30 protein-coding genes are annotated in these 26,262 nt (G+C 70.1%); 18 read left to right on the top strand and 12 right to left on the bottom strand.

Annotated features, from left to right (window positions below):
• The first annotated feature begins 6 nt into the window (after positions 1-6).
• Positions 7-591 carry a hypothetical protein gene (locus CT688_RS16915; protein WP_197431449.1) on the top strand — a complete coding sequence of 195 codons (585 nt, stop codon included), beginning with the start codon at positions 7-9 and terminating at the stop codon, positions 589-591.
• A 22-nt stretch (positions 592-613) separates the two neighbouring features.
• Here the strand turns inward: CT688_RS16915 and CT688_RS16920 are convergent, their stop codons facing one another.
• A complete protein-coding gene (locus tag CT688_RS16920) occupies positions 614-1,507 on the bottom strand; it encodes an SDR family NAD(P)-dependent oxidoreductase (RefSeq protein ID WP_107757840.1) in 894 nt (297 codons plus the stop codon).
• A 120-nt stretch (positions 1,508-1,627) separates the two neighbouring features.
• Between CT688_RS16920 and CT688_RS16925 the strand changes: the two genes are divergently transcribed.
• The 4 genes from CT688_RS16925 (at position 1,628) to CT688_RS16940 (ending at position 6,068) form a co-directional block, all read left to right on the top strand.
• Positions 1,628-2,746 carry a hypothetical protein gene (locus CT688_RS16925; RefSeq protein WP_197431450.1) on the top strand — a complete coding sequence of 373 codons (1,119 nt, stop codon included), beginning with the start codon at positions 1,628-1,630 and terminating at the stop codon, positions 2,744-2,746.
• 9 nt (positions 2,747-2,755) lie between these two features.
• Complete coding sequence (locus CT688_RS16930) at positions 2,756-3,973, top strand: S9 family peptidase (protein WP_107757841.1); 1,218 nt, start codon at positions 2,756-2,758, stop codon at positions 3,971-3,973.
• Positions 3,974-4,271: 298 nt separating this feature from the next.
• A complete protein-coding gene (locus CT688_RS16935; RefSeq protein WP_107757842.1) occupies positions 4,272-5,141 on the top strand; it encodes an alpha/beta fold hydrolase in 870 nt (289 codons plus the stop codon).
• An 18-nt stretch (positions 5,142-5,159) separates the two neighbouring features.
• A complete protein-coding gene (locus CT688_RS16940; RefSeq protein ID WP_107757843.1) occupies positions 5,160-6,068 on the top strand; it encodes a hypothetical protein in 909 nt (302 codons plus the stop codon).
• A 42-nt stretch (positions 6,069-6,110) separates the two neighbouring features.
• On the opposite strand, the gene CT688_RS16945 is transcribed toward CT688_RS16940, so the two are convergent.
• A complete protein-coding gene (locus tag CT688_RS16945) occupies positions 6,111-6,833 on the bottom strand; it encodes a hypothetical protein (RefSeq protein ID WP_107757844.1) in 723 nt (240 codons plus the stop codon).
• Between the two features lie 395 nt (positions 6,834-7,228).
• On the opposite strand from CT688_RS16945, the gene CT688_RS16950 reads away from it, so the two are divergent.
• Positions 7,229-8,605, top strand: a complete 1,377-nt coding sequence (locus CT688_RS16950) for a lipase family protein (RefSeq protein ID WP_107757845.1) — start codon at positions 7,229-7,231, stop codon at positions 8,603-8,605.
• Between the two features lie 49 nt (positions 8,606-8,654).
• Here CT688_RS16950 and CT688_RS16955 read toward each other — a convergent pair whose 3' ends face one another.
• A complete protein-coding gene (locus CT688_RS16955) occupies positions 8,655-9,089 on the bottom strand; it encodes a nuclear transport factor 2 family protein (RefSeq protein ID WP_107758301.1) in 435 nt (144 codons plus the stop codon).
• Between the two features lie 24 nt (positions 9,090-9,113).
• Here CT688_RS16955 and CT688_RS16960 point away from each other — a divergent pair, with 24 nt between their 5' ends.
• From CT688_RS16960 to CT688_RS16970, 3 genes are read left to right on the top strand one after another with little or no spacing between them, the layout of a single operon-like run.
• Complete coding sequence (locus CT688_RS16960) at positions 9,114-9,656, top strand: nuclear transport factor 2 family protein (protein WP_107757846.1); 543 nt, start codon at positions 9,114-9,116, stop codon at positions 9,654-9,656.
• Positions 9,653-10,555, top strand: a complete 903-nt coding sequence (locus CT688_RS16965; RefSeq protein WP_107757847.1) for an SDR family NAD(P)-dependent oxidoreductase — start codon at positions 9,653-9,655, stop codon at positions 10,553-10,555. Before CT688_RS16960 ends, CT688_RS16965 begins: the two co-directional genes overlap by 4 nt.
• A complete protein-coding gene (locus CT688_RS16970; RefSeq protein ID WP_107757848.1) occupies positions 10,552-10,941 on the top strand; it encodes a hypothetical protein in 390 nt (129 codons plus the stop codon). The genes CT688_RS16965 and CT688_RS16970 overlap by 4 nt, the downstream gene beginning before the upstream one ends.
• A 117-nt stretch (positions 10,942-11,058) precedes the next feature.
• Here CT688_RS16970 and CT688_RS16975 read toward each other — a convergent pair whose 3' ends face one another.
• Together CT688_RS16975 and CT688_RS16980 are read right to left on the bottom strand one after the other, a co-directional pair.
• On the bottom strand, positions 11,059-14,079 hold the full coding sequence (locus tag CT688_RS16975; RefSeq protein WP_107758302.1) for a leucine--tRNA ligase: 3,021 nt from the start codon (positions 14,077-14,079) through the stop codon (positions 11,059-11,061).
• 120 nt (positions 14,080-14,199) lie between these two features.
• Positions 14,200-14,703, bottom strand: a complete 504-nt coding sequence (locus CT688_RS16980) for a DoxX family protein (RefSeq protein ID WP_107757849.1) — start codon at positions 14,701-14,703, stop codon at positions 14,200-14,202.
• Between the two features lie 96 nt (positions 14,704-14,799).
• Here CT688_RS16980 and CT688_RS16985 point away from each other — a divergent pair, with 96 nt between their 5' ends.
• From CT688_RS16985 to CT688_RS16995, 3 genes are all read left to right on the top strand, one after another.
• Entirely contained in the window at positions 14,800-15,330 is a 531-nt protein-coding gene (locus CT688_RS16985; RefSeq protein ID WP_107757850.1) for a MarR family winged helix-turn-helix transcriptional regulator, read from the top strand.
• Positions 15,327-15,893: an SdpI family protein gene (locus CT688_RS16990; protein WP_107757851.1), complete on the top strand. Its 567-nt coding sequence runs from the start codon at positions 15,327-15,329 to the stop codon at positions 15,891-15,893. Before CT688_RS16985 ends, CT688_RS16990 begins: the two co-directional genes overlap by 4 nt.
• A 114-nt stretch (positions 15,894-16,007) precedes the next feature.
• Positions 16,008-16,586, top strand: a complete 579-nt coding sequence (locus CT688_RS16995) for a hemerythrin domain-containing protein (protein WP_107757852.1) — start codon at positions 16,008-16,010, stop codon at positions 16,584-16,586.
• Positions 16,587-16,647: 61 nt separating this feature from the next.
• Here the strand turns inward: CT688_RS16995 and CT688_RS17000 are convergent, their stop codons facing one another.
• Together CT688_RS17000 and CT688_RS17005 are read right to left on the bottom strand one after the other, a co-directional pair.
• A complete protein-coding gene (locus CT688_RS17000; protein ID WP_107757853.1) occupies positions 16,648-17,016 on the bottom strand; it encodes a hypothetical protein in 369 nt (122 codons plus the stop codon).
• Entirely contained in the window at positions 17,013-17,396 is a 384-nt protein-coding gene (locus tag CT688_RS17005) for a YidH family protein (RefSeq protein WP_107757854.1), read from the bottom strand. The genes CT688_RS17000 and CT688_RS17005 overlap by 4 nt, the downstream gene beginning before the upstream one ends.
• A gap of 106 nt (positions 17,397-17,502) precedes the next feature.
• On the opposite strand from CT688_RS17005, the gene CT688_RS17010 reads away from it, so the two are divergent.
• Positions 17,503-18,486 (top strand): bile acid:sodium symporter family protein, encoded by a 984-nt coding sequence (locus CT688_RS17010; protein WP_107757855.1) that lies wholly within the window; start codon positions 17,503-17,505, stop codon positions 18,484-18,486.
• 50 nt (positions 18,487-18,536) lie between these two features.
• Here CT688_RS17010 and CT688_RS17015 read toward each other — a convergent pair whose 3' ends face one another.
• Positions 18,537-19,388 carry an alpha/beta fold hydrolase gene (locus tag CT688_RS17015; RefSeq protein WP_107757856.1) on the bottom strand — a complete coding sequence of 284 codons (852 nt, stop codon included), beginning with the start codon at positions 19,386-19,388 and terminating at the stop codon, positions 18,537-18,539.
• A 4-nt stretch (positions 19,389-19,392) separates the two neighbouring features.
• Positions 19,393-20,094, bottom strand: a complete 702-nt coding sequence (locus CT688_RS17020) for a type 1 glutamine amidotransferase domain-containing protein (RefSeq protein ID WP_107757857.1) — start codon at positions 20,092-20,094, stop codon at positions 19,393-19,395.
• Between the two features lie 928 nt (positions 20,095-21,022).
• Between CT688_RS17020 and CT688_RS17030 the strand changes: the two genes are divergently transcribed.
• Both CT688_RS17030 and CT688_RS17035 read left to right on the top strand, forming a co-directional pair.
• A complete protein-coding gene (locus tag CT688_RS17030) occupies positions 21,023-21,346 on the top strand; it encodes a hypothetical protein (RefSeq protein ID WP_107757859.1) in 324 nt (107 codons plus the stop codon).
• A gap of 75 nt (positions 21,347-21,421) precedes the next feature.
• The gene (locus tag CT688_RS17035) at positions 21,422-21,979 is read left to right on the top strand and encodes an N-acetyltransferase (protein WP_107757860.1); all 558 of its coding nucleotides are present in this window, start codon (positions 21,422-21,424) and stop codon (positions 21,977-21,979) included.
• Positions 21,980-21,993: 14 nt separating this feature from the next.
• On the opposite strand, the gene CT688_RS17040 is transcribed toward CT688_RS17035, so the two are convergent.
• Positions 21,994-22,434 carry a MarR family winged helix-turn-helix transcriptional regulator gene (locus CT688_RS17040; protein WP_231750418.1) on the bottom strand — a complete coding sequence of 147 codons (441 nt, stop codon included), beginning with the start codon at positions 22,432-22,434 and terminating at the stop codon, positions 21,994-21,996.
• Positions 22,435-22,518: 84 nt separating this feature from the next.
• Here CT688_RS17040 and CT688_RS17045 point away from each other — a divergent pair, with 84 nt between their 5' ends.
• Complete coding sequence (locus CT688_RS17045; RefSeq protein WP_107757861.1) at positions 22,519-23,763, top strand: cytochrome P450; 1,245 nt, start codon at positions 22,519-22,521, stop codon at positions 23,761-23,763.
• Positions 23,764-23,833: 70 nt separating this feature from the next.
• Here CT688_RS17045 and CT688_RS17050 read toward each other — a convergent pair whose 3' ends face one another.
• The gene (locus tag CT688_RS17050; protein ID WP_370446319.1) at positions 23,834-24,184 is read right to left on the bottom strand and encodes a branched-chain amino acid transporter permease; all 351 of its coding nucleotides are present in this window, start codon (positions 24,182-24,184) and stop codon (positions 23,834-23,836) included.
• Entirely contained in the window at positions 24,181-24,885 is a 705-nt protein-coding gene (locus tag CT688_RS17055; RefSeq protein ID WP_107758304.1) for an AzlC family ABC transporter permease, read from the bottom strand. The genes CT688_RS17050 and CT688_RS17055 overlap by 4 nt, the downstream gene beginning before the upstream one ends.
• A gap of 64 nt (positions 24,886-24,949) precedes the next feature.
• Here CT688_RS17055 and CT688_RS17060 point away from each other — a divergent pair, with 64 nt between their 5' ends.
• Together CT688_RS17060 and CT688_RS17065 are read left to right on the top strand one after the other, a co-directional pair.
• Complete coding sequence (locus CT688_RS17060) at positions 24,950-25,825, top strand: AraC family transcriptional regulator (RefSeq protein WP_156607325.1); 876 nt, start codon at positions 24,950-24,952, stop codon at positions 25,823-25,825.
• Positions 25,822-26,256, top strand: coding sequence for a VOC family protein (locus CT688_RS17065; RefSeq protein WP_107757864.1), 435 nt, complete (start codon positions 25,822-25,824; stop codon positions 26,254-26,256). Before CT688_RS17060 ends, CT688_RS17065 begins: the two co-directional genes overlap by 4 nt.
• Positions 26,257-26,262 lie beyond the last annotated feature (6 nt).

The raw sequence follows: 26,262 nt of genomic DNA on the forward strand, positions 1-26,262 counted from the left end.
CGTGAAGTGGACGGCGTGAGGCAGACGGGCGTGGCGCTGTGGTGGCTGCCGGTCGGAGCCGGCGGCCACGTAGTGGTCCACACCAGCCGCTGGTGGGAGGAGTTCCACGCGCGTCGCGAACACCGCCCCAGCCGGCCGCTGTTCCACGCCGCGCTCGAGGTGTTCACCGGGCACGGCCGTGTCGCCATAGAAATGGCGCCGGCCTGGGGGCCGCTCAGCGGCTCGGACGGGGTCGTCGCCACCGGCCCGGTCGGCCTGAGCTGGCTGGGCCGATCGCGCCTGTTCCGGTACGAGGTCCGCTGCAAGGTCGACGGCCGGATCCCGGATCTCGCGTGGGCACCCGCCCCGCCCACCGTGATCGCGTTCTCCGCGGCAGAGGCCGACGGCCTGCTGGGGCGCGTCGCCGAGGTCCCTCGTCACACGTGGGGCCGCGATGCGACCGGGACCGGCGAGATGTGGAACTCGAACTCGCTGATCTCCTGGCTACTGCAGACCTCGGGGATCGATGCCGCGGCGTTGGGCCCGCCGGGTGACGGCTCGGCGCCAGGGTGGGCGTCGGGCATCGTGGCCGCCGAACAGTCGCCGCGATGACGCGAGCGCGTGGAGCCGGAGGTCAGGCCCTGGCGACGGAGGACTCCGCGAACCGCCACAACCGCTCGGCGATCTCCGGGTCCGAGGCCTCGGCACTCCGGCCGATGAGCGTGGGCATCCCTCTGAGGTTCCGAAGACCGTCCGGCCCGGTGTAGCTGCACGACGGGAGCGGCCGGGTCGCCGCGGCCATCGTGGTGAGCGCCGCCTGGTCGGCGGGTTGGGCGAACACCGAGCAGAACCCGGTGATGATCCTGTCCACCGCGGCGTTACCACTGGCATTGGAGATGCCGGTCGCCGCCCAGCCGGGGTGCGTGAGCTGCACGTCCACACCCGTCGCCGCCGCCTCCGAGCGACCGTCCCGCAGCCGCCGGTCCAATGCGAGCCCCCACAACATATCCCCGAGCTTGGACTGGGCGTAGGCCGCCGCGGCGGACCACCGACGCCGCTCGAAGTGCGGGTCGTCGAAATCGAAGGTCCCGGCCTTGTGGGCGTTGGACCCGACGATCACCACGCGACGCCGCACACCCGGGAGGACGAGGTTCGTGAAGAGGAACGGCCCGAGCACGTTGACGCCGAGTAGCATCTCGAATCCGTCTGTGGTCTCGCGACGACGGGTCGTGATGGCACCGGCGTTGTTGACCAGCACGTCGACCGGTTCGGCCTCCGCCCCGTTCAACTCGTCCGCGGCGCGCCCCACGCTCTCCAGCGAGGCCAGGTCCAATTCGACGACCCGCGAGGGTCCCGGCAGCGCGGCCGCGATGTCGCGTCCCCGCACGGTGTCCCGGACCGCGAGGATCACCCGCGCGCCGCGATCCGACGCGGCACGGGCGGTCTCCAGGCCGACTCCGCTGGTCGCCCCCGTGATGAGCCACGTCTGGCCGGTGAGGTCGGGGACGTCGATTCCTGTGTGCGCCACGGAGCCCAGGTTACTGACCGCGGGCCGGCGGTCGAGACTACGGTAATTCGCGACAGCGTCCGGGTGGACAGGAGCGGGAGTCGGGCAGACGCCGTTGACACCCGACGAGAGGAGACAGCTGTGCCGGTCGAGATGGGAATCTGGCGGATGGACGGCGACAGGCCTCACCGACTGTCGCCCACCACGATGCCGACCGAGGTGATGCTGGAGGAGTTCCTCGAGCGGGACCCGTCATTGCTCGGTGATCGGCTCCTGGTCATCGGCAGGCAGGTACGCACGCCGTACCAGAAGCTCATCGACCTGCTCGCCGTCGACGCCGAGGGCAACCTCCACGTGCTGGAACTCAAACGGGACAGGACGCCGCGGGATGTGGTGGCGCAGGTACTCGACTACGGCTCATGGGTCACGACCTTGGATCACGAGAGCATCATCGATCTCGCGAACGGCCACCTCGACCGTCCATTCGAAACCGCCTTTGAGGAGGTCTTCGGCACCCCGCCTCCTGATGAGCTCAACGGCGCGCTCACTCTGGTGGTGGTCGCCACCGACCTGGACCCCAGCTCCGAGAGGATCGTCACGTATCTCCGCGAGTTCGGCGTTCCCGTCAACGTCGTGTTCTTCACCTTTCTGGAGGACGACGGCCGACGCTACCTCGCCCGATCCTGGCTTGCCGCGAGCGAGGAGGGTGCGACAGGCGTCGGCACGTCCCCCCGCAACTACCAGGGCAAACGGGCCGAGTGGAACGGGACCGATTGGTTCGTCTCGTTCGGCGAGGAGGGCACACGGTCCTGGGACGACGGTCGCCGCTTCGGCTTCATCTCCGCGGGAGGTGGGACCTGGTACTCGGGCTCATTGCACAACCTCCCGGTTGGTGCGCGGGTCAACGTCCATATCCCCAAGAGCGGGTACGTCGCGATAGGCGAGGTCCTTCGCCCCGCCACCCGCTTCGACCAGGCCTCGGTCCTCGTGGACGGCAAGTGGGTTCACCTCGCCGATCAGGAGCTCAGCGCTCCGTACAGGCACGGCCCACCGGGGGTCGCGGACAGCGACGACGACGCCGAGTACGCCGTGCCGGTCCGCTGGTGGGTGAGCGTCCCACGATCCGAGGCGTTCTGGGTCAAGGGGATGTTCGCCAACCAGAACAGCGCGTGCAAGCTCCGGCAGGAGTTCACTCTGCCCGGCTGGCCGAGCATTTCGGATTGGACCGGAAGACGCAAACCCACTGAAAGTGGCGGTTAGTCTCCGCTCATGCGCCCCTCAGCCTCCCGCCCCCGCCGTTCGCTGACCGCGGCGGTCGCCGCCCTCGTCATCGTCACCTCCCTCACCGCTCCCACCGCCGGCGCCGCGCCGGCGGCCTCCGGCCAAACGGCACCGCGGTGGTCGGGCCTGGACACCCGCCACTGGGACCGAACGATCCCCGCGCCCGGCGCCACCGCGGTGACGGTGCCGTTGGAAGACTCGCTCGCGCTGCCGGAGGCCGGGCGGGCGGTGCGCTCGGCGTATGGCACGATCGACCAGCACGGGAGCCCCGCGATCGCCACGTCGGCGGTGTTCCTGCCGCACGGGACTCCCCCGCCGGGCGGATGGCCCGTGGTGGCCTGGGCACACGGGACCACCGGTCTCGGTGACGACTGCGCACCCTCGACGCACCCGCGCTCCGAGCGCGACGCCGAGTACCTCGGGCACTGGCTGCGGCAGGGGTACGCCGTCGTGGCGGCCGACTACGTGGGACTCGGGACTCCGGGCCTGCTCAGCTACCTCAACGGACAGGTCGCGGCCCGCGGGATCATCGACGCGGTGATAGCCGCACGGGCAGACGGCCTCCCGCTCTCCCCGACCTGGGCGGCGGTGGGGCAGTCGCAGGGCGCAGGCGCCGCCCTGGTCACCGCCACCCGGGCCACCGAACTGGGCGCACCGTCGGGGCTGGACTTCCGGGGCGTCGTGGCCACGGGTGCGCCGGCCAACCTCGAGCACCTCTTCCAGTGGGGTGGGCCCGGTTTCCCTCCCGTGTCACTGCCCACGGGCCTGAACCTCTACGCCCTCTACATCCTCGCCGGACTTCGTGACCAGCACCCCGAGGTGGGACTCGATGCCTTCCTCACCCCTCGCGGCCGCGAGATGGTCGATGCCGCAGAACACCTCTGCTACGAGGACATGCGGGACGCGGTGGGAGACTTCCAGGTATCGCAGGCCCTGACCAGGCCGGTCAGGGACATCCCGGACGTCTTCGGGCTCCTGCAGCGGTACATGGGGACTCCGGCCACCGGATACGATCGCCCGGTCTTCCTGGGCCAGGGTCTGCTCGACCTGGACGTGCCCGCGCCCTCGGCGCTGTCGCTCGCGGCGGAAATGACACTGAACCGTCAACCGCTCGAACTCCACGTCTATCCGGACAGGGACCACAGCGGGACGGTCTACGCGGCGATACCGGATGCCACCGCGTTCCTGAGTCGTGTGATGCGCTGACAGTAGAGCGGAATCTGGACACACCGTCAACATGCCGCCGTCCATCCTGCGCGGCAGTGACCGGTCGAGGCCATATCAACGATGTGACCGACACCACAATCGTTATCTACTTGTCACATGAGAATTTCCGAGTAGAGTCCTCGTCATCGCCGCGCGGGGATGTTCTGGGACTCCCCGCGCGGCTGACTTGTCTCTCACCCCGCCACCTTCTCGGCCCCTGGCCGACCCTCGCCCCCTCAGGCCACCTTTTCGGTCGAGGCCACCGGTACTTAGAACCTGTTCCAGTATCGTGGCCCCCATGAGCGCCCTCGACTTCGAGTCCACCAGCAAGACCCTCACCGCCGGCCGCTTCGAGCTGCACTTCCACGAGGCGGGAGAGCAGAGCGTCGCGGAGCCCGAGAGCGCCGTGCCCGTGCTCTTCCTCCACGGCTCCGGCCCGGGCGTCACCGCATGGTCCAATTTCGCGGGCAACTTCCCGGTCTTCGCCGAGCGATTCCACACGATCCTGCTCGACATGCCGGGTTTCGGGAGGAGTTCGGACCTCGACTGGGAGAAGGCCTATCCCTTGATCGCCGCCGAGGCGATCGACGCGTTCTGCGAGGCCAAGGGGATCGAGAAGGTCGACATCATCGGCAACTCGATGGGCGGAAACGTGGCCTGTGAAACCGCGCTGGCCTACCCCGGCCGCGTCCGCAAGATGGCGCTCATGGGCCCCGGCGGCCTTGCGGCGCCGCTGTTCACCCCCGAACCCAGCGAGGGTTCCCGGCGCCTGTTCGACTTCCTCGCCTCGCCCTCCGACGAGTCCATGGCCGCCTGGGTGGACACGATGGTGGGCAACAAGAAGGTCGTATCCGACGAGCTCATCCGGGCCAGGACCGAGGCCGCCACCGCCCCCGGCGCGGTCGAGCGGATGTACGCCATCTTCGGTTCGATCCTCAAGCCCGAGAACGCCTACACACCGCTGTACGCGCGGGCCTCCCAGATCCGCCAGGAGACGCTGCTCATCTGGGGCCGCGACGACCGCATGCTGCCCTACGAGCAGGCGCACTTCGCGTTCCGGCAGCTCCCCCGCGCCGAGCTTCACGCCTTCTCGCGCTGCGGCCACTGGGCGATGATCGAGCAGAAGGACAAGTTCGAGCGCCTGGTGATCGACTTCCTGCTCAACTGACCCGCTAGCCTCGGGGACATGAGCGAGTCGCCGCAGCCCGACCAGCCCACCGCCGACGCGCGCTCCGACCAGCAGACCGGCGGCGGGACCGGGGGCGGAGGCGCCGTGGACCCGCGGACCGGCGAGGACCTGTCCTGGAAGAGCACCCCGGTCGCGATCGTCCTTCTCGACCGCCCCGCACCCGGCCACCGCGACATCACCGAGCTGCTCGCCGAGATCTTCGAGGGCTCCTACGACGTCGATCCGGGAACGGACGAGGACCCCGCGACCGCCGTGTCCGTCGAGGACGTCACGGTGGTGGTGACCCCGCTCGACCTGCCCGTGGCCGACGGCGAGGCGTCCCGGTACACCGAGAACCTCGCCATCTGGAACGGCGGGGAGGGTGTGGTGGACTCTCACCGGTCGCAGGTCGTCGTGGCCGCCTTCCGCCTCGGTCCGGTGGGGGACGACGGCGAGCCGGGCGAACCCGACTACCTGGACCCCCGGCTCGACACGCTCCGGTGCGAACTCGCGGTGGCCACGGTGACCGCCGCGCTGACCGCGCTGACCGGCGCGATCGCGGTGAGCATCGGTGGAGCGGCAGCGACCCTGCCCGCCGGTCCCTACCGGGATCTCGTCACCGGGAACCCGCTCCCCGTCCCGGCGCTGGTCGGAGTGAGGGCGGGCATGCAATCCGAGACCACGTCGTGCGTGTACACCACCGGACTCGGGCGTTTCGGTCGACTGGACCTCGAACGGCTCGACGTCGCCGCGCCCCCCGGCGCCCTCTACGGGCAGATGTGCGACCTGGTCGCGTACACCCTGGGCTCGGGGACCATCTTCCAGGCCGGGCAGGCCCTCGAGGTGGGCGGGCCCCAGCCGCTGCTCACCAGCATCGAGACCTCCCCGTTCACCGGACAGCAGGTCCTGCGCCTCACCCCCGGCTGAGCACCGACCACCGTGTCACGGTCGCGGGTCACGACCGCCGCGTCACGGTCGCCGGTGGGGCATCCTCTCCACCACCAACCTCGTGGTGGCCGCCAGCTGAAAGGGCCGGACGACGGGCTCGATACGACTGGTCAACCTGTCCTTCTTGAGCTTCGCGATCACGCTGCGGACCAGTTCGGGCAGGGGATTGCCCGAGTGGTCGACCAGCGGGTAGACGCGGACCTCCGGCGCGACCCGCGCCATCTCGACGATCGCGTCGACATGGTCGGCCGTGCTCATCCGGTCCGCATAGGTGAACAGCAGGTGGGAGCACAGGACGAGGTCGGCCGAGTCAGAGGCGAGAGGCAGTTCAGGCAGCGCCCCGGCGATGTACCGGCCGGGAGCGGCCTCGAGGTCCGCGAGCATCGACTCGGCCGCGGCCCGACGGACGGATTCGTGACCGACGACGCCGCCGCGAACGTCCCAGTCGTACTCGAGATCCCGGGAATGGAAGTGGGCGAGCGATCGATCCAGATCCGCCAGGACCCGCTCCCTCAGATCACGACCACCGAGCGCGTATTGCGGGTCCACCGCCACCGCGTCACCGCCCGCGGCGGAGATCTCCGCGACCGCGCTGGCCGCCCCACCCGGGCAGTCGACTATCCGGCGACCAAGGTCCACGGCGTCCAGGTCGAACATGTCCGTGTACTCGTCCAGGGAGCGGGCGCTCACCAGGACATCCGATTCCGACAAGGGAAGGTGGATGGTGCGGGGACTTGCGGTCACCTGGTCGTTCTCCTCGATCAGGTCGGGCTCGGCCTGTCTCGGCCGCGGCGGGTGTCCGGCGGTGACCCGGGTCCCGGTGGGTCCGCCTGCCCGACTGTCGTTCGGCCCACCCGTTCCCGGTGGACCCGTGAGGCGCCTGCTACGCCGGGGCGGCGGTGGCGGCGCGGATCCACTCGGAGTCGCTCCGCCAGCACATCAACACGTCGTTCTGCACGGCGCCACCGTAGCAACGGGCGCGGACACCGGCCACCGATTCGTTTCCGTTGAGCCGAACCCGCGACGCGCAGCCGGCCTGTGACCTGGACCACCAGCACAACTGACACCGGTTATAGTCCTGTTCGACGCAGGACGCAGCCACCCCGCCGTACCCGCGGCCCCGACACCCTGGAGTACACGTGAGATCACCGTCAGCGGACCGGACCACGACCCCCCGCGGGTCCACCCTGGCCGGGGCGCTCGCACTCGGTCTGGTCATGGCCCTGGCTCCGGCGCTGACGACCGGCCCGGCCCCGGTGGCGGGCGCGGAGCCCGCGGCGGGCGCGCAGGGTTCGTCGAACGCACCGGACCGGACCGCGTTCTACACCCCACCAGCGGATCTGCCGGCGGTCCCGGGCACCGTCATCCGCAGCGAGCCCATGGTCATCACCCCGAGTTTCCCCGACATCGTCGCGGGGGGCACGCTCACCGCCGACGCCCAGCGGATCATGTACCGCTCCACCGGGGCGGCGGGTGGGCCCGTCGCCGTCACCGGCACCTATCTCCAGCCCAGGGCACCGTGGAACGGCTCCGGTCCACGCCCGCTCGCCGTGGTCACCCCAGGTACGCAGGGTCAGGGCGACCAGTGTGCGCCCTCGAAATCCATGGAGGTCGGGCTGGGCATCGGGACGGCCCCGGTATCGTTGGCCGCCGGGTACTCGCTGATCGACGCCTACTCCCTGCTCGCCGAGGGCTTCGCCGTCGTCGTCACCGACTACGAGGGCCTGGGCACCCCGGGCCACCATCCCTACGTCAACCGCGTCTCGCAGGGCCGCTCGGCGCTGGACGCCGCCCGCGCCGCCGTGCAGCTGGCGGGAACCGACCTCGCCCTCGAGTCCCCCACAGTGGTGAGCGGGTACTCCCAGGGCGGTGGTGCGGCCGCGGCCGCGGCAGAGATGCACCGGGAGTACGCGCCGGAACTCAACCTGGTGGGCGTGGCGGCCGGAGCCCCGCCGTCGGAGATGCTCGGCACCCTCGAGCGCGTCGACGGCGGCGTCCTCACCGGGGCCGTCGGCTACGCCATCAACGGGATCCTGCAGGTGCACCCCGAGTTGCGCCCGGCATTCGACCGCCAGCTCAACGACGAGGGGCGCCGCATGCTCGAGGTGACCTCGACCCAGTGCGTGGGCGAGACGGCGTTCGCTTACGGTCTGCGCCGCACCACCGAGTTCACCGTGCACGGCAACTCCCTGGCCGACGCCGCCCGGTCCGAGCCGGAGATCCTGCGCGTACTCGAGAGCTACAACCTCGGCCGCGTCGCCCCCACCGTCCCCGCACTGGTCCTGATCGGTCGGAACGACGACGTGGTCCCGCACGACACGGCGGTCGACCTGGTCCGCAACTGGTGCGCCCAGGGCACTGTCGTCGAGCTGCGCACCGCGGAGCTCCCGGCTCTGGCGCCGGGCCTGGTGATCGACCACGCCCTGCCGATGCTGTCCGAGCGCGAGACCAACGCGCGCTACCTCATGGAGCGGGTGCACGGGGTGCCGGCGTCGAACTCCTGCGGCACCGTCTGACGCCGGACCACGGAGGGGCCCGCCGCGTGGCGGGCCCCTCCGTGGTCCGTCAGGGCAGGTTGTGGTGGAAGGCCTGCTCCTGCGCGAGACTGTCGATCCGCCAGCCCTCGTCGGTGCGGACGAACCCGAGCACGTACCAGAGCCCGTAGAAGAACACCTGCTGGTCTTTCTCCTCCACGGGTTTGAGGGCCATCGGGTTAAAGCACATGCAGCGTCCGGTCGCGGTGTCGCCGTCCAGGGTCACCGCGAGATTGCCCATGAGGTGCTGGGTGGAGGCGAAGATCGGCAGCATCTCCGCCAGCCAGGTCCGCACCGCCGGATAGTCGTCCGCGGGGCCGCCCGAGGCCTCATAACTCACCCGGGCGTCCGGGGTGAACACCATGTCCAGTCCCTCGAAATCACGGGCGTCGATACAGGTTGCGTACCTGGTCACCAGGTCCTGCAGGTCCCAGCGATCCGACAGCTCGACCAGTGTTCGACTCATGCCCACTAGGCTAACGTGGCCCGCATGCAGTTCGAGCAGGAATTCCGCGCCCGGCAGGCGATCGAGCAGCTCAAACACCGCTACTGGCGGGCGTGCGACGCCAAGGACCCACACGCGTTCCGGGCCTGCTTCGTGGCACGGGGCGGCGTTCTCGACTTCGGCCCGCTCGGCCGCACGGACCCGGACACGATGGTCGGGATCTTCCGTCAGATCGCCCTGGCGACCGCCTCCGACGGCGGCCCCCGCGTCCTCGGCATGCACCACGGCCTCATGCCCTCCATCGCCGTCGAGGACCCGGCGGACGGTGGCGCGCCGCGGCGCGCCACCGGCACCTGGACGTTGCAGTTCCGCCAGGTGGACCGGGAGAACGGCACCGAGACCCTGTCCACGGGCGAGTACTCGGATGTCTACGTACTGGAGAACGACCACTGGGTCATGGCCGAGTGCCTGTTCTCCCCTGGCTGGTCGATCACCCGTCCTCTCGACAGCGCCACCGTGACGTACCCCGAGGTCCACGCCGTCCGCGGGGACGACGCGGCTCCCGCGGCCGCCGGGGTCGACTCGTGACCGCGCGCGTGGCCCTGGTCACCGGCGCCAGCCGCGGCGTCGGCAAGGGGGTGGCCACCGCTCTCGCAGACGCCGGGTGGACCGTGTACGTCACGGGGCGCTCGGCCGAGCGACTGCAGGCCACGGTCGACGCCGCGGCCGGCGCCTCCGGCCGGGTGCTCCCCCTCGAGTGCGATCACGCCCGCGACGAGCAGATCGCCGCCGTCATCGCCCGGATCGTCGCCGACACCGGACGACTCGACCTGCTGGTCAACAACGTCTGGACCAACCCCAAGGGCTTCATGGGGTTCAACGGGAGGTTCTGGGAACGGCCCGCCGGCGACTGGGACGCGCTCATGGGCGTGGGGCTGCGCGCGCACTATGTCGCGTGCTGCGAGGCCGCCGCGGTGATGGTCCCGCAGGGTTCCGGTCTGATGGTCAACATCTCCTCGTTCGGGTCGCGCGCTCCGTTCCACACCGTCCTCTACGGGATGAGCAAGACCGCCCTGGACAAGATGGCCTCCGACATGGCCCACGAGCTCGCCGGCACCGGGGTGTCCACCCTGTCCCTGTGGCTCGGGCTCATCCGGACCGAGCTCATCCTGTCGCTGGGGATGGACGACTTCAACGGCTTCCCCCTCGACCGCGCCGAGGACCCGGCCTTCGTCGGCCGCGTGATCGCGACCCTCACCGAGGACCCGTCGCTCCCCCGGCTGAGCGGGTCCACGATCATCACCGCCGAGTACGGTCGCGAGAAGGGGCTGAGGAACGACGACGGCGGCGTGCCGCTGTCGCACCGGGGCGCCTTCGGCGGGGGTCCGCTCTTCCCACCCGTGACGGACGAGCAGCTGGGGATCGCGACGGTCGACGAAGTGGCCGAGGCCGGCGGGCACAACGGATTCGTGGGGAGCGGACGGTGACGTTCCAGCCGATCGGCGAATCCGACGACCCCCTGGAGCGCCTCGAGCGCAACGAGCGCCAGGCCACCGACGCCATCCGCTACGTCCTGCTCTCCGCCTCGGCCGTCGTCCTCCTGGCGGTCGCCCTCGTCGCATTCGGCGGAGGCATCGGCGAGGAGTGCACGGAACCCGGGGGCACGTGCCTGACACAGGACCGCGTCGAGGTGGTGCTTCTGCCCCTGCTCCTGTCGGTGGGCCTGTCCGTGACGGCGGGTGTCAAGACCTACCGGCGGTGGAAGCAGCACATCAGGTGGCGTCCGTGGCTCTTCGCCAGCTACGCGATGTGGATGGTCACCACCACCTACCTCATCGGCTCGTCCTCGGCGGTGTTCGTCCAGGTCGGCTGATTCGTCATCCCACCTACCCCGACTTGCGCGGCCCCTCTGTACGCACTCGGGCGGAGTGCGCGCCCGGACGGGACCATTCCGGGCGCGCAAGCCCACAGCACGCCGGCGCGACCCCCGTCAGGGCACGATGTTGACCATCCTGCCCGGCACCACGATGACCTTCTTCGGGGTCGCCCCGTCGAGGTTCGCCTGCACCTTCTCGTCGGCCAGGGCCGCGGCCTCGACCTCGGCCGCTGAGGCGTCCGCGGGCACGGTGATGCGCGAGCGCACCTTGCCCTTGATCTGCACCGGGTATTCCACCGAGTCCTCGACCAGATAGGACTCGTCGTGCTCGGGGAACGGTCCGTGGGCCAGCGACCCGGTGTGTCCCAGCCGGGACCACAGTTCCTCGGCGAGGTGTGGGGCGACGGGCGCCACCATGAGCACCAGCGGTTCGACGACCGACCGCGGTGCCCCCGGCCCCTCCGTCGGGTAGCTCTTGGTCAGGAGGTTGACGTACTCGATGAGCTTGGCGATCGCGGTGTTGTCCCGTAGACCGGCGTAGTCGTCCCGGACCCCGGCGATGGCCTTGTGCAGCGCCTTGAGCACGTCCTGCGACGGCTCGTCCTCGGTCACGCGGGCCCGCCCGGTGGACTCGTCGATCACCACGCGCCACAGTCGCTGCAGGAAGCGGTGCGCCCCCACGACGTCCTTCGTGGCCCAGGGCCGGGAGGTGTCGAGCGGTCCCATGGACATCTCGTACACGCGCAGGGTGTCGGCGCCGTACTCGTCACAGATCTCGTCGGGGGAGACGGAGTTCTTGAGCGACTTGCCCATCTTCCCGTACTCCTGGAAGACCTCGGGGGCATCCGGAGAGTCATCCAGGTAGAACTTCCCGTCCCGCTCCACTACATCTGCAGCGGGTACGTAGACGCCGCGCGAGTCGGTGTAGGCGAACGCCTGGATGTACCCCTGGTTGAACAGCCTGCGGTACGGTTCCTCGCTGGTCACGTGCCCCAGGTCGAACAGCACCTTGTGCCAGAAGCGCGAGTACAGCAGGTGCAGCACCGCGTGCTCGACTCCACCGACGTAGAGGTCCACTCCCCCGGGATCACCCTCGCCGTGGATCTCGGGCCGCGGTCCGGTCCAGTAGCGCTCGTTCTCCAGCGCGCAGAGCTCGTCGGAGTTGGTGGGATCGATGTAGCGCAGTTGGTACCAGCTGGAGCCGGCCCAGTTGGGCATGACGTTGGCGTCGCGGGTGTAGGTCTGCACGCCGTCGCCGAGGTCGAGCTCGACGGTCATCCACTCGGTGGCCTTGGCCAGCGGCGGGGACGGCATCGAGTCCGCGTCGTCGGGGTCGAACGAGACGGGCTTGTAGTCCTCGACCTCGGGCAGCTCGACGGGGAGCATCTCGTCCGGCAGCGGGTGCGGGACACCCTCGGCGTCGTAGACCACGGGGAACGGCTCGCCCCAGTAGCGCTGGCGGGCGAACAGCCAGTCGCGCAGCTTGTACTGGACGGTGCCCTCACCGGTGCCCTCGCCCTCGAGCCAGGCGATGGTCGCGGCCTTGGCCTCGTCGACGCCGAGTCCGTCGAGAGAGAGCCCGAGCTCGTTGGTGGAGTTCACGGCCACGCCGTCACCCGCGTACGCCTCGGTCGCCACGTCGAGCTCGCTCCCGTCGGCCGGGGCGACCACCTGGACGATCGGCAGACCGAAGGCCGTGGCGAACTCGTGGTCGCGGGAGTCGTGGGCGGGCACCGCCATGATCGCCCCGGTCCCGTAGCCCATGAGCACGTAGTCCGCCACGAACACCGGGACCTGCTGCCCGTTGACCGGGTTGACGGCGTAGGCGCCGGTGAAGACGCCGGTCTTGTCCTTGTTCTCCTGGCGCTCCAGATCGGACTTGGTCGCGGCCCGGCGGCGGTACTCCTGCACGGCCTCGGCCGGCGAGGAGTGCCCACCGGTCCACCGCTCGTCGATTCCACCCGGGCCCGCGTCGCCGGCCGCGCCGACAGCACCCTGGGTGTCCGGCCAGAACGGCCCGGCCAGCTCGTCGACCAGTGGGTGCTCGGGCGAGAGCACCATGTAGGTGGCACCGAAGAGGGTGTCGGGGCGGGTGGTGAAGACCTCGATGGACCTGTCGGCCACCGCGAATCGCACGCGGGCGCCCTGCGAGCGGCCGATCCAGTTGCGCTGCATGGACTTGACCTTGTCGGTCCAGTCCAGACGGTCCAGGTCGTCGACCAGCCGATCGGCGTAGGCGGTGATCCGCATCATCCACTGGGACAGGTTCTTGCGGAACACCGGGAAGTTGCCACGCTCGGAGCGGCCCTCGGCGGTGACCTCCTCGTTGGCCAGCACGGTTCCCAGCCCGGGACACCAGTTGACCTGGGAGTCGGACAGGTACACCAACCGGTGCGCGTCGAGCACCTTCTCCTGCTCGGCGGCGGTGAGGTCGGTCCAGGCGCGGCCGGCGAACCCCTCGGGCAGCGGCCGCGCACCGGAGACGAACTGCTCGCGCAGCTCGGCGATCGGCCGGGCGCGGCCGGTGCGGGTGGGATGCGCGCCACCATCTGTGGTGCGGGCGGGGGCCTCCGGGTCATACCAGGCGCCGTGGATCTGCAGGAAGATCCACTGCGTCCAGCGGTAGAACTCGGTGTCGGTGGTGGCCACCACGCGCCTGCGGTCGTGGCCCAGACCAAGCCGCCCGAGCTGGCGCTCCATGTTGACGATGTTGGCCTCGGTGGTCACCCGCGGGTGCTGGCCGGTCTGCACGGCGTACTGCTCGGCGGGGAGACCGAACGCGTCGTACCCCAGGGTGTGCAGGACGTTCGTCCCGAGCATGCGGTGATAGCGGGCGAAGACGTCGGTGGCGATGTACCCCAGCGGGTGGCCCACGTGCAGGCCGGCGCCGGACGGGTACGGGAACATGTCCTGCACGAAGAGCTTGTCCTCGGGCGGCGCCGACCCGTCGGCGGGCGCGAGAGGGCCGACTGGGTTGGGGGCCTCGAACGTCCCGCGCTCGGACCACTCGCGCTGCCACCGCGACTCGATGCGACCGGCGAGATCGGCGCCGTAGCGGTGGGCGGGCCCCGCCTGCTCGGCCTGCGACCCGGTGGCGGGCTGATCTGCGGTGACGGTCTCGTCGCTACTGCTCACGGTTGTCTGCTCTCCCTGATCCTCGCCGGTGCCCACGCGCAGGCCGTGTCCAGCCTAAACCCTGGAGCGGGCCGGGCCTCCTCGGCGTGTGGGCACCGCTGTGTGCGGGGCCGGGACCGATCAGGCCGTCGCCGTCCGGCGCCCGGCGGTACGGCGAGCGACGATCAGCGCGTCGAGGCTGTATCGCCCGGGGCCGGCCAGGCCGAAGACCGTGGCGGCCAGCGCGATCACGGCGACGAGTTCCCACCCGCCGTTCGTGGCGAAGATGCCAGCGCCCTGGTGGACGAAAAGGTAGGCGCCGAACATGACGACGACGACGAGCGCCGCCACCACCTGGGTGAGCAGGCCCGCCACCAGCAGGATTCCTCCGGCCAGCTCGACCACGCCGGCGAACACAGCGGCGGCCTGGGCGGCCGGGACGCCGACGGAGTCGAAGAACTCGCCGGTGGCACCCGCGCCGTTGGTGACGAGCTTCTCCCAACCGTGGGCGATCAGCACGACGCCGAGCAGGACCCGGGTCAGCAGGAGGCCGATGTCGCGGACGGGTCCGGGTACGGCGACGAGGGTGGCGGCCGCGCCGGTACGGGGGGCGGGCGTCGGGGCGACGGATTTCGAGGCGCTCACGGGGTCAGTCCTTTCGGGTCACGCATCCTGATGATGCGTCACACACTTCTATCGCCGCACTAGGTGTCGTGTCAACTATTGGCGTAGACTGGGCCCATGAGAGAATCCCCGGTGACCGACGGCGTCAGATGGCTGACCGATGAGGAGAAGGCGCTCTGGCGCGACTATCTCGCGATCCAGGGCCGCCTCCACCTGGCCATCCAGCGGGACCTCAAGGCCACGTCGAGCCTGACGGAGCCGGAGTTCGAGGTGCTCGTATACCTCAGCGAGGCCGACGGACCGCTGCGGATGACCGCGCTGGCCGATGTCCTGCAATGGGAGCGGAGCCGGCTCTCCCACCAGGTCACCCGGATGGTCCGACGGGGACTGGTCCGGCGGACGAGCTGCCCCACCGATGGCCGGGGCGCCTTCGTCTCCGCCACCGAGGAGGGCATGCGGGAGATCGCGGAGGCCGCACCCGACCACGTCGCCACCGTGCGCCGGGAGTTCCTGGACCGCCTCGACGAGCAGGGCAAGCGCGAGCTCGCGCGCCTGTTCGCGCTCGTCGAGGGCTCTGCCGGGGAGGGTCCGACGGGGGATGAGGCGAATCGGAAATCCCCCGTCGCGGGCGTACCCTCGGGGGCGTGAACGCAGTGCTCGTGGTGGTCGTGGTGCTCCTGGCGTGTCTCGCCCTCGTGGTCGGGGTCACCGGCCTGTTGGGACTGCTCGGTCGACTGCCGGGTAACGGCGTTCTTGGCGTCCGCACCCCGGAGACCCGCCGCTCCCCCGAGGCCTGGACGCTCGCCAACCGCGCGGCCGGGCCCGCCCTTCTCGGCTCCGGCCTGATGCTCCTGCTCGGTGCGCTGGGCGTGGGTCTGATCGGGGGTTGGGTGGGTGGACTCGTCGTCGTCGTCGCCCTTCTGGGTGCGCTCGTCCTGCTCAGCGTCGCCGGCCTCGCCGGCTCGCGCGCCGCGGCGCTCTGGGAGGCCGCGCAGGAGGAGGACGAGGGCGGCTGCGGCTGTGGTTCCGGGGGCGGATGCGGCGGCCACTCCGCCGGCGACACCGACCCACCGGACGCACCCGGCGCGGGTACCTGCGGCGACTCCCCCACCGACCCCGCGGACCCCGCCGCCGACTGCGGCGTGACCGGCGGCTGCGGATCGTGCGCCCTGCAGGGCATGTGTGAATCGGAGAGCGCCACCACCCGGTAGGACAGCGCGGGGAGGCCGGTGTGGGGCCCGCGTCCCGGCCCGACCGGTGGCCCGCTTCCCGCACGCTGCCTACGGTCAGAGGTCCATCCGACCCACATCGTGAAGGAGCTCGCCATGGCCCAGAAGTCCACGACAGAGTCCAACAAGGACGTCGTCGACATCCTCACCGCCGACCATCGCGAGATGATCGGGCTGATCGAGATGATCGAGGAGACCACCGACCCCAAGGAGCGCCGTTCGCTGGCCGACTCCGTGATCGCCGAGGTGACCCGGCACTCGGTGGCCGAGGAGCTGTTCGTCTACCCCGTCTACGAGCGCGAGGTCCCGGACGGCACCGAGGAGGTCGAGCACGACAAGGAGGAGCACCAGGAGATCGAAGAGGTGATGAAGGAACTCGAGGGCGTGGATGCCGAGAGCGCCGAGTTCATGGCCCTGGTCAAGCGGTTCAAGGAGCTTCTCGACCACCACGCCGACGACGAGGAGACCGACCAGTTCCCCAAGCTGCGGGCGGCCGTCTCCGCCGAGGATCTGCTCGACCTGGGCCGCAAGGTCGAGGCGGCCAAGACCATCGCCCCCACCCGGCCGCACCCCGGGTCGCCGCACTCCGAGCTGTTCCACATGACGCTCGGGCCCGGTGTCGGCATGGTGGACCGGCTCCGCGACGCCCTGAGCGGTCGACTCAAGAACACCTGATCGGCGCCGATCGTCCCGGGCCAGGTGCGGGTGCGGATGTCCCCCGGGCCGTGTGCTCCTGCTACGACAGCACCCGCACCAGGACGGCGGCGAGGCCGCACCCGGCCATCACCAGCACCATCACCACCAGCCCGATGTTGTAGCGGGCCTGGGTCTGCTGGACCTCGCCCGCCCGGACGAACCGCCCCACCCGTTGCTCGTGGTGCCGCTGCACCCTGAGCAGCGCGAGAAGCGGGACCACCAAGAGGGTGGCGAAGACGGCCGCCCAGATCCACGCGGTCTCCGCGATCAGCTTGGCCACGAGGATGATGTTGACGGTCACCACGGCCCAGGTCCGAGCCCACGACAGACTGGTGCGCTCGGCCTGCAGGCCGACATCGGGCGGCACGGCCTCTGGGCGCACACCGATCCGCCGCCGCGGAACGCTCATGCGATGGTGCCACCGAGGATCGCGAGGACCAGCAGGATCGCACCGATCGCGATACCCAGCACCAGGAGGATCGACGCCTGCGGGACCGGAAGCGGTTTGTTGTGGCGCATCGAGGCCTCGATCCGGATCCACCGTCGGAACGACACGGTGGCCAACAGGGCCGCCATCACCAGCAGGACACAGGCCAGCGGAGTGCGGATGATCTCCGGGATCTCGTCCCCGGCGAAGGCCTCCATCGCCACGGCTCCCGCCATCAGGCCGAGGCTCGTGCGGATCCACGCCAGGAAGGTCCGCTCGTTGGCGAGCGTGAACCGCGGATCCGGCTCCTCTCCGTCGCGTAGCGACCTGGGCCGCCATCCCTGGCGGGCGGTGTCTGTCATGCTCCGAGCCTATCGGGCGGCACCGGGGGTCCCGCGCCTGCCGGGACCTCACCCGTCCCGGGGCCTCGCCCAGACCTCCCGTGCCGCGGAGTGGTGAGATGGGCCGATGAGATTCCTGCGACGCCTCCGGATCGAGCCGTTCATCCTGGCGATCCTGGCCGCCGTCGTGGTGGCGACGCTGTTGCCGGCCACCGGCGGGGCCGCCACAGCGCTCGGTTGGATCACGACCATCGGGATCGCCGTCTTGTTCTTCCTCTACGGCGCGCGGCTGGAACCCCGCGAACTCCTGGCCGGCCTCAGGCACTGGCGGCTGCACTCCGTGGTGCTCGCCGCGACGTTCCTGCTGTTCCCGGCACTCGGCCTGCTGGGCAGCTGGGCCCTCACGCCGGTGCTCGGCGGGCCGCTGGCCGCCGGGTTCCTCTTCCTCACGCTCGTGCCGTCGACCGTGCAGTCCTCGATCACGTTCGTCGCGATCGCCCGCGGCCACGTCAGTGCGGCCGTGGTCTCGGCGTCGGTGTCCAACCTCCTCGGGGTGGTCCTCACTCCCCTGTTGGTCTTCGCCCTCATGACCAGGGACGGAGCGGTGGTGATCACGTGGGACTCGGTCGGGAAGATCGCCCTGCAGCTGCTGCTGCCGTTCGTGCTGGGCCAGCTGCTGCGACGGTGGGTCCTGCCGGTCATCTCCAGGATCAGGCGGCTGGCGCTGTTCGACAAGTCGGTGATCGTCCTGATCGTCTACGCGGCGTTCTCCGAGGGAGTCGCCGACGACATCTGGTCGAGGGTCGGACCGGCCCAGCTGACGTGGCTGATCGCCGCGTGCTGCGTCCTGCTCGCGGTGGTGCTGGGGCTGACCGAACTGATCTCCCGCGCGCTCGGGTTCGCCGACCGGGACAAGAGGGTCGTGCAGTTCTGCGGGTCCAAGAAGTCACTGGCCACCGGGCTTCCCATGGCCGCTGTGCTGTTCGTCGGCCAACCCGTCGGGCTCCTGGTGCTCCCCCTGATGCTGTTCCACCAGATCCAGCTCATCGTGTGTGCCTGGTTGGCGGGTCACTACGGACGGGCGGAGGGAACCGAGGCGCCCGCGGCGTGACAACCCGTCCGGGGCCAGGGCGTGAGCACCCCAGCCCGCCGTGAGAGCGGTCAACCCCGGTGCGCGTCGAGGAACTCCCGGAGCGCGGCCGCCACCTCGGCGGGGCGTTCCTCCGGGGCGAAGTGGCCGCACTGCTCGATCACGTGCAGCGCGCTGCCCGGGATCGCCTGCTGCAGCCGGTGGGCGTGGTCGATGACCTGCCAGGTGTCGTCCGCACCCCAGATCAGTTGGACCGGGACCCGGCCCAGCGTGTCCAACTGGTCGCTGATCTCCATGGTGTGGACGGGGTCGTAGTGCGCCACCTGGTGCTGGAACAGACTCGGTTGACCGATCGGACCGCTGATGATGTCCACGTAGATCCGAAGGGCCTCCGGGTCGAACCCCGAGGGGTCGCTGTGGGTGGACAGCAACCACTCCCGGAAATGCTCGCGGTGCTCGTCGTCGGGCTTCTTCGCCAGCACCTCCAGCCCGTCGGCCATCTGTTGCCGGGTGCGCTCGGAGGGATAGGAGTCGAAGCTCACGACGTCGATCAGCGTCAGCGTGCGCAGGCGCTCGGCCGAGCGGACCCCGAACCGTTGGGCGACGCCGCCGCCGATATCGTGCGCGGCCAGGTGGAACGTCTCCAACCCCCACAGGTCGAGAAGTCCCTCGAGGACGGCGACCTGCCCGGTGATCGACGTGTCCACGGCCGGGTCGCGCGGCCTCTCGGACAGGCCGTAGCCCAGCAGGTCGAAGACGTGGGCGCGGTACCCGGCGTCGACGAGCCGGGGCACGACGTTCCGCCAGATGTACGACGATGACGGGGTGCCGTGCACCAGCACTACGGGCTCCCCGGCCCCGTGGACGCCGTGGGCGACGCGGTGGCCGTCGATGATCGCGTGCTGGTCGACGACGTGATCCATCGGCTCAGCCGGCGAGGTCCGCGATGAGCCGCTCGGCCAGTTCGGCGGACGACTGCGGGTTCTGCCCGGTGTAGAGGTTCCGGTCCACCACGACGTACGAACCCCACGGCTCGGGAGCCTTGGAGTAGTCGGCACCCAGCTCCACCAGCTTGTCCTCCAGGAGCCAGGGGGCGTTGGCGGCCAGACCGACCTGCTCCTCCTCGACGTTGGAGAAACCGGTGACCCGGAATCCGGCGAACGGTGAGGACGCCGGGTCCTCGGACGCGGCGAGCAGCGCCGCCGGGGCGTGGCAGAGCAGTGCCAGGGGTGACCCGGCGCTGACGCGCTCGGTGAGGATGGTGCCGGACACGCTGTCCACGGCCAGATCCTCGAGCGGGCCGTGTCCACCGGGGTAGAAGACCAGGTCGAAGTCCTCGTGGGCCACGGAGGCGAGATCGACGGGTGTGGTGAGAACCGGCTCGAGACGGTCGAGTGAGGCCTTGACCTTCTCGAGGGTCTCCGGGTCGCCTGCCCCCTCGTCGAGGCTCGCCTGATCAACCGTCGGGGCGCGCCCACCGGGAGTGGCCACCGTGACGTCCCAACCGGCGCCCGTGAATACCTCGTAGGGGGTCACGAACTCCTCGGCCCAGAATCCGGTGGGGTGCGCGGATCCGTCCTTGAGGGTCCAGTGGTCGGCGGCGGACAGGATCATGAGAACGCTGGTCATGGGCGCGACCCTACGGAGGTCGGGCTGAACCGCAACTGAACACTGCGGCGGTGAACTGCGTCACGCGTAGCCCATGATGTGGGAATTCACATCTTGTCGACTCTTCGCACCTCACCGGTCGTGTCGGGCTCACTACCTGGGCCGACGATGCCGGACCGATGTTGACGCTGTATCAGCAGGTCAACGTGTCGCGCGTGGTCCGTCATGCTTAGTCGACGAAGCAATTGTCCACCCGGGGACGCCACCTTAATGTTCTCGCCGCATCAGCACAGCAGCACCCACGCCGGGAGCCGAGGCTTCCGGCGGCACACTTCGGACGCGACGACAAGGGCGGGCATGCACAACGACATTGCGAAGGCGGCGCGCCGTCCGGGCATCGCCGCGGTCATACTGGCCGGTCTCGCACTGGCGGGGGTCACCGGAGGAGCGGTGGCCGCGATCCTCTCGGCAGAAGGTGCAGGGACCGACATACGGGCGGTCTCGTCCGAGGCTCCGGCCGCTCAGGCCGGGCTGACCACCTCGGCCCGCCCACTCCCGGACCCCACTTCCGCACGACGAACCACTCCTGCCGCGACGTCCACCGCACCGACCACGCGGAGCTCGACAGCGCCAATCAGTTCCACTGCCGCACCTCCGGCGCCGGGCGCGGTACCCGCGGCGGCGCCCGCAGCAGAGCCCGTGCCCGCCCGCGTGGCTCCGGCTCCAGCACCGGCCCCGGCCCCGGCCCCCGCCCCGGCGAGGCAGCCGTACCGGCCCGCCACTGTAATCCCGCCGGCGCCGCCGCCCCCTCCGGCGCCCCCCGAGTTCCGATTCCCCGATCTCCACCTCGACCGCGCGCCGGTGGTCCCGCAGGACCCGATTCCACTCAACCCGATTCGCATCGGCTGACCACACCGCTCGCCAGCACACAGAAAGAGGAGAAGTCGTCATGGATCCCATTTCACTGATCGCCATAGTCGGCGCCGGAATCATTCAGGCGCTCGTCGGAATGGGTGCCTCGGCGGCACCCGTCGCCGGAGCGGCGATCGCCGCTGGCCCAGTCGTCACCGCGGCCACCGCGATCGGGGCCCCGGTCGCCGCGGGGGTGGTCGCTGGTTCTGCAGCGCCCGCAGGACTCATCGCGGCTGATCCGCATGCGGCGCTCGGCGCACAGAACGGAATCAACCACGCGATCAACCAGGCGCAGGAGAGCTTCGCCGGATCGGTCAACGGGCTAGACATTCCCGGCCTTCCGCAGATCCACTTCAATTGACGCCGACCTCGACCGCGCCCTGCGGCCTCCGACTCCGGTTGGGTGGCCGCAGGGCGGCGGTGCTTGAATAGCGCGATGACCAGCGTGACCTATCTGCAGCAGACCGACGCGTCGTGGTTGCGCCCGGCACGCCGCGCAGACCTGACGATCTCCCGGGTCTTCCCGGCCGAGCCCGCCTTCAACTCGCAGATGTACCGCGAGATCGGCGGTGACTGGAAGTGGACCGACCGGCTCGAATGGTCTGACGGGCGCTGGGCGTCCTACTGCGCTGACCCCTGCGTCACCACCTTCCGGGCGAGCCGGGGGGGCGAGACCGCCGGATTCGCCGAACTGCGCATGAGCCCGTGCGGAGACGAACCGGGTACAGAACTCGACGACCCTGCGGACGGCGTTGATGTCGAGATCGTCTACTTCGGGCTGCTCCCCCGGTTCGCCGGCCTGGGCCTGGGCGGATGGTTCCTCTCCGAGATCACCCGTATCGCGTGGCAGGTCCCGGGGTGCCGCCGGGTCTGGCTGCACACCTGCGTGGACGACTCCCCTGCCGCGATACCGAACTACCTGTCCCGAGGTTTCGTCGAATACGCCCGGGAATCCACCGGCTGCACGGACTGCACAGCCCTGGCCCAGGCCTGAGTCACTGGGCTGACTCACTGGGCTGAGAGCCGACTCAGGGCCCGCCCGCTCATCCGGGAGACCAGCCTCTCCGACACGGTGCCGAACGTCTGCAGGTCGTCGTCGTCGAGCCCCTCGAACAGCCACTCCGCCAACGCCACCCGCGCCGACACGACCTCGTCCACGATCCGACGCGACTCGTCGGTGAGGTTGACCAGCCGGACCCGCCGGTCGTCCGGCGGCATGGTCCGGACCACGTGGCCGCTCGCGACCAGACCGTCGACCAGTGCGGTGACCTGGCGCGGTGAGCAGTCGAGGAAGGTCGCCAGCTCCACCTGCTTGCACTCGCCCTCGAGCCCCAGGACGAACAGCAACTCGAGCCGCGGAACGGTGAGGCCGTAGTTCGCCGCGGCGCGTTCGATCGATCCCGACATCTCCTCGGCCAGCATCAACGCGCGGTCGAGAATCTCACTCACGGATAGCGCCACGTGTATATAGTTACCACTATTCACCTTTCCCACCCCTGCCGACCCGGCGGGGGACGAGGCGCAGGAGACACCGTGAACGTGACCATCCCGGCGGGATTCGACTTCACCAACCCGGACCTGTTCGAGAAACGGCTCCCACACGAGGAGTGGCGCCAGCTCCGGCAGTCCGAGCCGATCCGCCGCGTCGACAAGCGGCCCGGCTCAGACGGTTTCGACGACGACCATTACTGGCTGGTGACCAGACACGCCGACGTCAAGGAGATCTCGCGCCTCACCGGGGAGTTGTTCTCCGCGGGGGAGAACACCATGATCCCGCGCTTCTCCGAGGGCACCGACCGCTCGATCATCGAGGCCCAGCGGGAGATGCTCGTCAACGAGGACGGCGAGATCCACAAGAAGCACCGGCGCATCATCTCCCGCGGATTCACCCCCCGAGGCGTGGCCGGGATGCGGGACGAGCTCGCCGACCGGGCGCGTCAGATCGTCACCGCCGCCGCCGAGTCGAACGCCGACGACTTCGTCACCGCTATCGCCTCCGAGCTCCCGCTGCAGGCGATCGCGGATCTGCTGGGCGTGCCGCAGGAGGACCGCCACAAGATCTTCGAGTGGTCCAACATCATGACCAGCTACGACGCCGGCGGCGACCCGGATGCTCCCGCCATCGCGTCCATGGAACTCATCGGCTACGCCAACGCCATGGCCGAGGACCGTGCCGCCAATCCGCGGGACGACATCGTGACGAAACTCGTCCAGGCCGACGTCGACGGCGAGCACCTGTCTGCCGAGGAGTTCGGCTGGTTCGTCACGCTCCTCGCGGTGGCCGGCAACGAAACCACCCGCAACGCCACAACCCACGGGATGGTGGCCATGCTGGAGAACCCCGACCAGTGGGAGCTGTTCAAGCGCGACCGGCCCGAGACGGCCTACGACGAGATCCTGCGGTGGGCATCGCCGATCACCCAGTTCCAGCGCACCGCCATGGAGGACGTCGAGATCGGGGGAGTGTCCATCGCCAAAGGTGATCGCGTGCTGATCTGCTACGGGTCCGCCAACTTCGACGAGGAGGTGTTCGACGACCCGTTCACCTTCAACATTCTCCGCGATCCGAACCCGCACGTGACCTTCGGCGGCCAAGGTCCGCACTACTGCCTCGGCGCCAACCTCGCACGGATGCAGCTCGAGCTGATCTTCAACGCCGTCGCCGACTACTTCCCCGACCTGACCTCACTCGGCGAGCCCACCCGGCTGCGGTCCGGGTGGCTCAACGGCCTCACCGAGTGGAAGGTCGAGCTGGGCGCCTGCCCCGTAGCCCGCTGAGCAGCGGCTCGCTGAACGCTGGCGGCGGCGCGGGCGGGGGACAGGCCGGGCCACGCTCACCCGGCCACCCTCACCCGAGCCCGGCCAGCAGGACCATGTAGGCCGCCGTTCCGAGGATGATGCTCACCGCCGCGCGCCGAAACGCCAGGTGCACGGCCAGCGTGAGCGCCAGCGCCGCGGTGGCGGGCAGCCACGAGCCGAGCTCGGCGGAGGTGTCGCGAAGGGTGTAGACCACCAGCACCGCCATCACCCCGGCCGGCATCGTGCGGCCCAGATAGCGCACGAGACTCGAGTCGCGGAGCCTGGTCAGAGCGACGAACGGCGCGGCGCGTAGTGCCACCGTCACGACGAACATCACGCCCAACCCGGCCAGCAGGTAGCCGGCCCCTGGCACCGGGACGGCGGTCACCGGGGAGTTCACGTCGGTTCCCTCCCCTCGCGGGTCGCCCATACGTACCGCGCGATCAACACGGCCACGAAGGCGCACAACCCGACGATGAGCATCTGGTCCGGGGCCAGCCACGCCGCCACCAGACCGCACACCAGGCCGATCACAGGCGCCGGTAGGTCTCCCGAGGCGCGCCACGCGTCCACCGCGAGGACGGCGAAGAGCGCGGTCAACGCGAACTGCAGACCGTCCAACCCCTCCGGCAGGGTCGTGCCGACGAGCGCCCCGACGATGCCGGGGGCGACCCACAGGGTCTGACAGGTGATCGCGATGGTCAGTGTCCGCGGCCCCGTCATCTCACTGCGCTTCTTGGTGGCGGTGATCGCGTAGACCTCGTCCGTGAGCGCGTACACCGAGTAGAGCCGACCGAGCCGCGAGCGGATCGCCCCCAACGGGAAGCTGAGCCCGTAGAACACGTGACGGAAGTTGACGAGGAACGCCGCCGCCGCCAGCGAGTACAGGGGAGTGACCGCGGTGAGCAGACCGATCGCCAGGAACTCCATGGACCCGGCGTAGATCATCACCGAGAACACCGGGGCCCACCACCACGCGAACCCCGCCTGGGTGAGCAGCACCCCGAACGCCAGCCCCAGAGGGATCAGACCCAGCCCGACGGTCGAGCAGTCGGCCAGACCCTTGCGGATCTCTGCACTGGTAGAGGAGCCGGACTGCACGCCGAGCAGTGTAACGACCGCGGAAGCCTGGCCACCCCCGACGGGAGGCGGCACACTGGGTCCCGTGAGCGTGCGCGAGGCCACTCCGCCGCCCGGGGTCAGGCGGCTGGTCCCCTATGCCGTGGAGGGGATCGGCCCGCGGCCGCAACGGCCACCCCACCGGGGACTGCCCACCTCCTCCCTCACCGTGGTCGTGGCCACGGACTCTCCGCTGTTGTGCTCGTATTCCTACGACGAGTGGGCCCGCGGGGAGGGGGTGCGCCACGACGTGTGCATCGGCGGGTTTCACACCCGGCCCGTCTATCTGCAACGACCGGATCGCGAGGAAGGGGTCCAGGTCGAGGTGCACCCCCTCGCCGCGCGACGCCTGCTCGGGGTACCCGCGGCAGCTCTCTCCGAGCTCACCCATGACGGCGAGGACGTCCTCGGGTCGCGGATCCGGGCGCTCCACTCGCGTGTGGCGTCAGCCCATCCCCGTGACCGCGCGGCGCTCGTGGCCGCCGGGTTGGCCTCGGCGGCGGGCAGGTACGAGCGCGTGCCCGGGCCACGCCGGGAGGTGGTGGGCGCATGGCGCCTGCTCGGGCGTTCCGGTGGCCGGATGCGGGTGGCAGACGTCGCCTCCGAGGTGGGGGTCACGCCCCGGCATCTGTCGACGCTCTGCAGGGCTGAACTGGGGATCGGCACCAAAGCACTCGCCGACCTGATGCGCTTCGAGGCGACCCACTCTGCGCTGAGGGAGGCCGTTCGCCGGTCCACGGGGCCACGGCCGGTCGGACTCCGACTGGCCGACCTCGCCCATGACCACGGGTACGCCGACCACGCGCACCTCGACGCCGCCTACCGGCGGTACGCGGGCACATCACCGACGAACTGGATCGCCGAGGAGTTCCGAAACATCCAAGCCTGGCCACCCGACCCCGGAGCAGACTCATCGGCATGACTACTCACGAACCCGGCGCCGCACCCGCGCCCACCGTCTGGCACTGCTTCCGCTGCACCGACTCCCGCCTCGTCATCGACTGGCTCGTCGACACACTCGGCTTCGTCGAGACCGTCTCGCACCCCGACGACGGCCGCATCGTCCACGCCGAACTGCTCTGGCCGGAGGGCGGAGGCGTCATGCTGGGGGACGGTGGGAGAGGGGACGACGACCCACACGCCACACCACCCGGGTCGGGTCTCGCGTACGTCGTGACGGCCGACTCCGATGCCGTCTACCAGCGCGCCCTGGCGGCGGGGGCCGAGATCGTCATGGAGATGCACGACACCGACTACGGTGATCACACCTTCTCCGCCCGAGACCCCGAGGGGAACGTGTGGTCGGTGGGGCAGTACCGGGGGCACCCGGCGCCCGATGCGGTCACCGGGTGACGACCG

Source organism: Dietzia sp. JS16-p6b, from assembly GCF_003052165.1.
Lineage (GTDB): Bacteria > Actinomycetota > Actinomycetes > Mycobacteriales > Mycobacteriaceae > Dietzia.

Coding starts and splice junctions, on each gene's coding strand:
- CT688_RS16930 (WP_107757841.1), top strand. CDS start 2,756: ATGCGCCCCTCAGCCTCCCGCCCCCGCCGTTCGCTGACCGCGGCGGTC.
- CT688_RS16935 (WP_107757842.1), top strand. CDS start 4,272: ATGAGCGCCCTCGACTTCGAGTCCACCAGCAAGACCCTCACCGCCGGC.
- CT688_RS16940 (WP_107757843.1), top strand. CDS start 5,160: ATGAGCGAGTCGCCGCAGCCCGACCAGCCCACCGCCGACGCGCGCTCC.
- CT688_RS16955 (WP_107758301.1), bottom strand. CDS start 9,089: ATGAGTCGAACACTGGTCGAGCTGTCGGATCGCTGGGACCTGCAGGAC.
- CT688_RS16960 (WP_107757846.1), top strand. CDS start 9,114: ATGCAGTTCGAGCAGGAATTCCGCGCCCGGCAGGCGATCGAGCAGCTC.
- CT688_RS16985 (WP_107757850.1), top strand. CDS start 14,800: ATGAGAGAATCCCCGGTGACCGACGGCGTCAGATGGCTGACCGATGAG.
- CT688_RS16995 (WP_107757852.1), top strand. CDS start 16,008: ATGGCCCAGAAGTCCACGACAGAGTCCAACAAGGACGTCGTCGACATC.
- CT688_RS17000 (WP_107757853.1), bottom strand. CDS start 17,016: ATGAGCGTTCCGCGGCGGCGGATCGGTGTGCGCCCAGAGGCCGTGCCG.
- CT688_RS17005 (WP_107757854.1), bottom strand. CDS start 17,396: ATGACAGACACCGCCCGCCAGGGATGGCGGCCCAGGTCGCTACGCGAC.
- CT688_RS17010 (WP_107757855.1), top strand. CDS start 17,503: ATGAGATTCCTGCGACGCCTCCGGATCGAGCCGTTCATCCTGGCGATC.
- CT688_RS17015 (WP_107757856.1), bottom strand. CDS start 19,388: ATGGATCACGTCGTCGACCAGCACGCGATCATCGACGGCCACCGCGTC.
- CT688_RS17020 (WP_107757857.1), bottom strand. CDS start 20,094: ATGACCAGCGTTCTCATGATCCTGTCCGCCGCCGACCACTGGACCCTC.
- CT688_RS17030 (WP_107757859.1), top strand. CDS start 21,023: ATGGATCCCATTTCACTGATCGCCATAGTCGGCGCCGGAATCATTCAG.
- CT688_RS17035 (WP_107757860.1), top strand. CDS start 21,422: ATGACCAGCGTGACCTATCTGCAGCAGACCGACGCGTCGTGGTTGCGC.
- CT688_RS17065 (WP_107757864.1), top strand. CDS start 25,822: ATGACTACTCACGAACCCGGCGCCGCACCCGCGCCCACCGTCTGGCAC.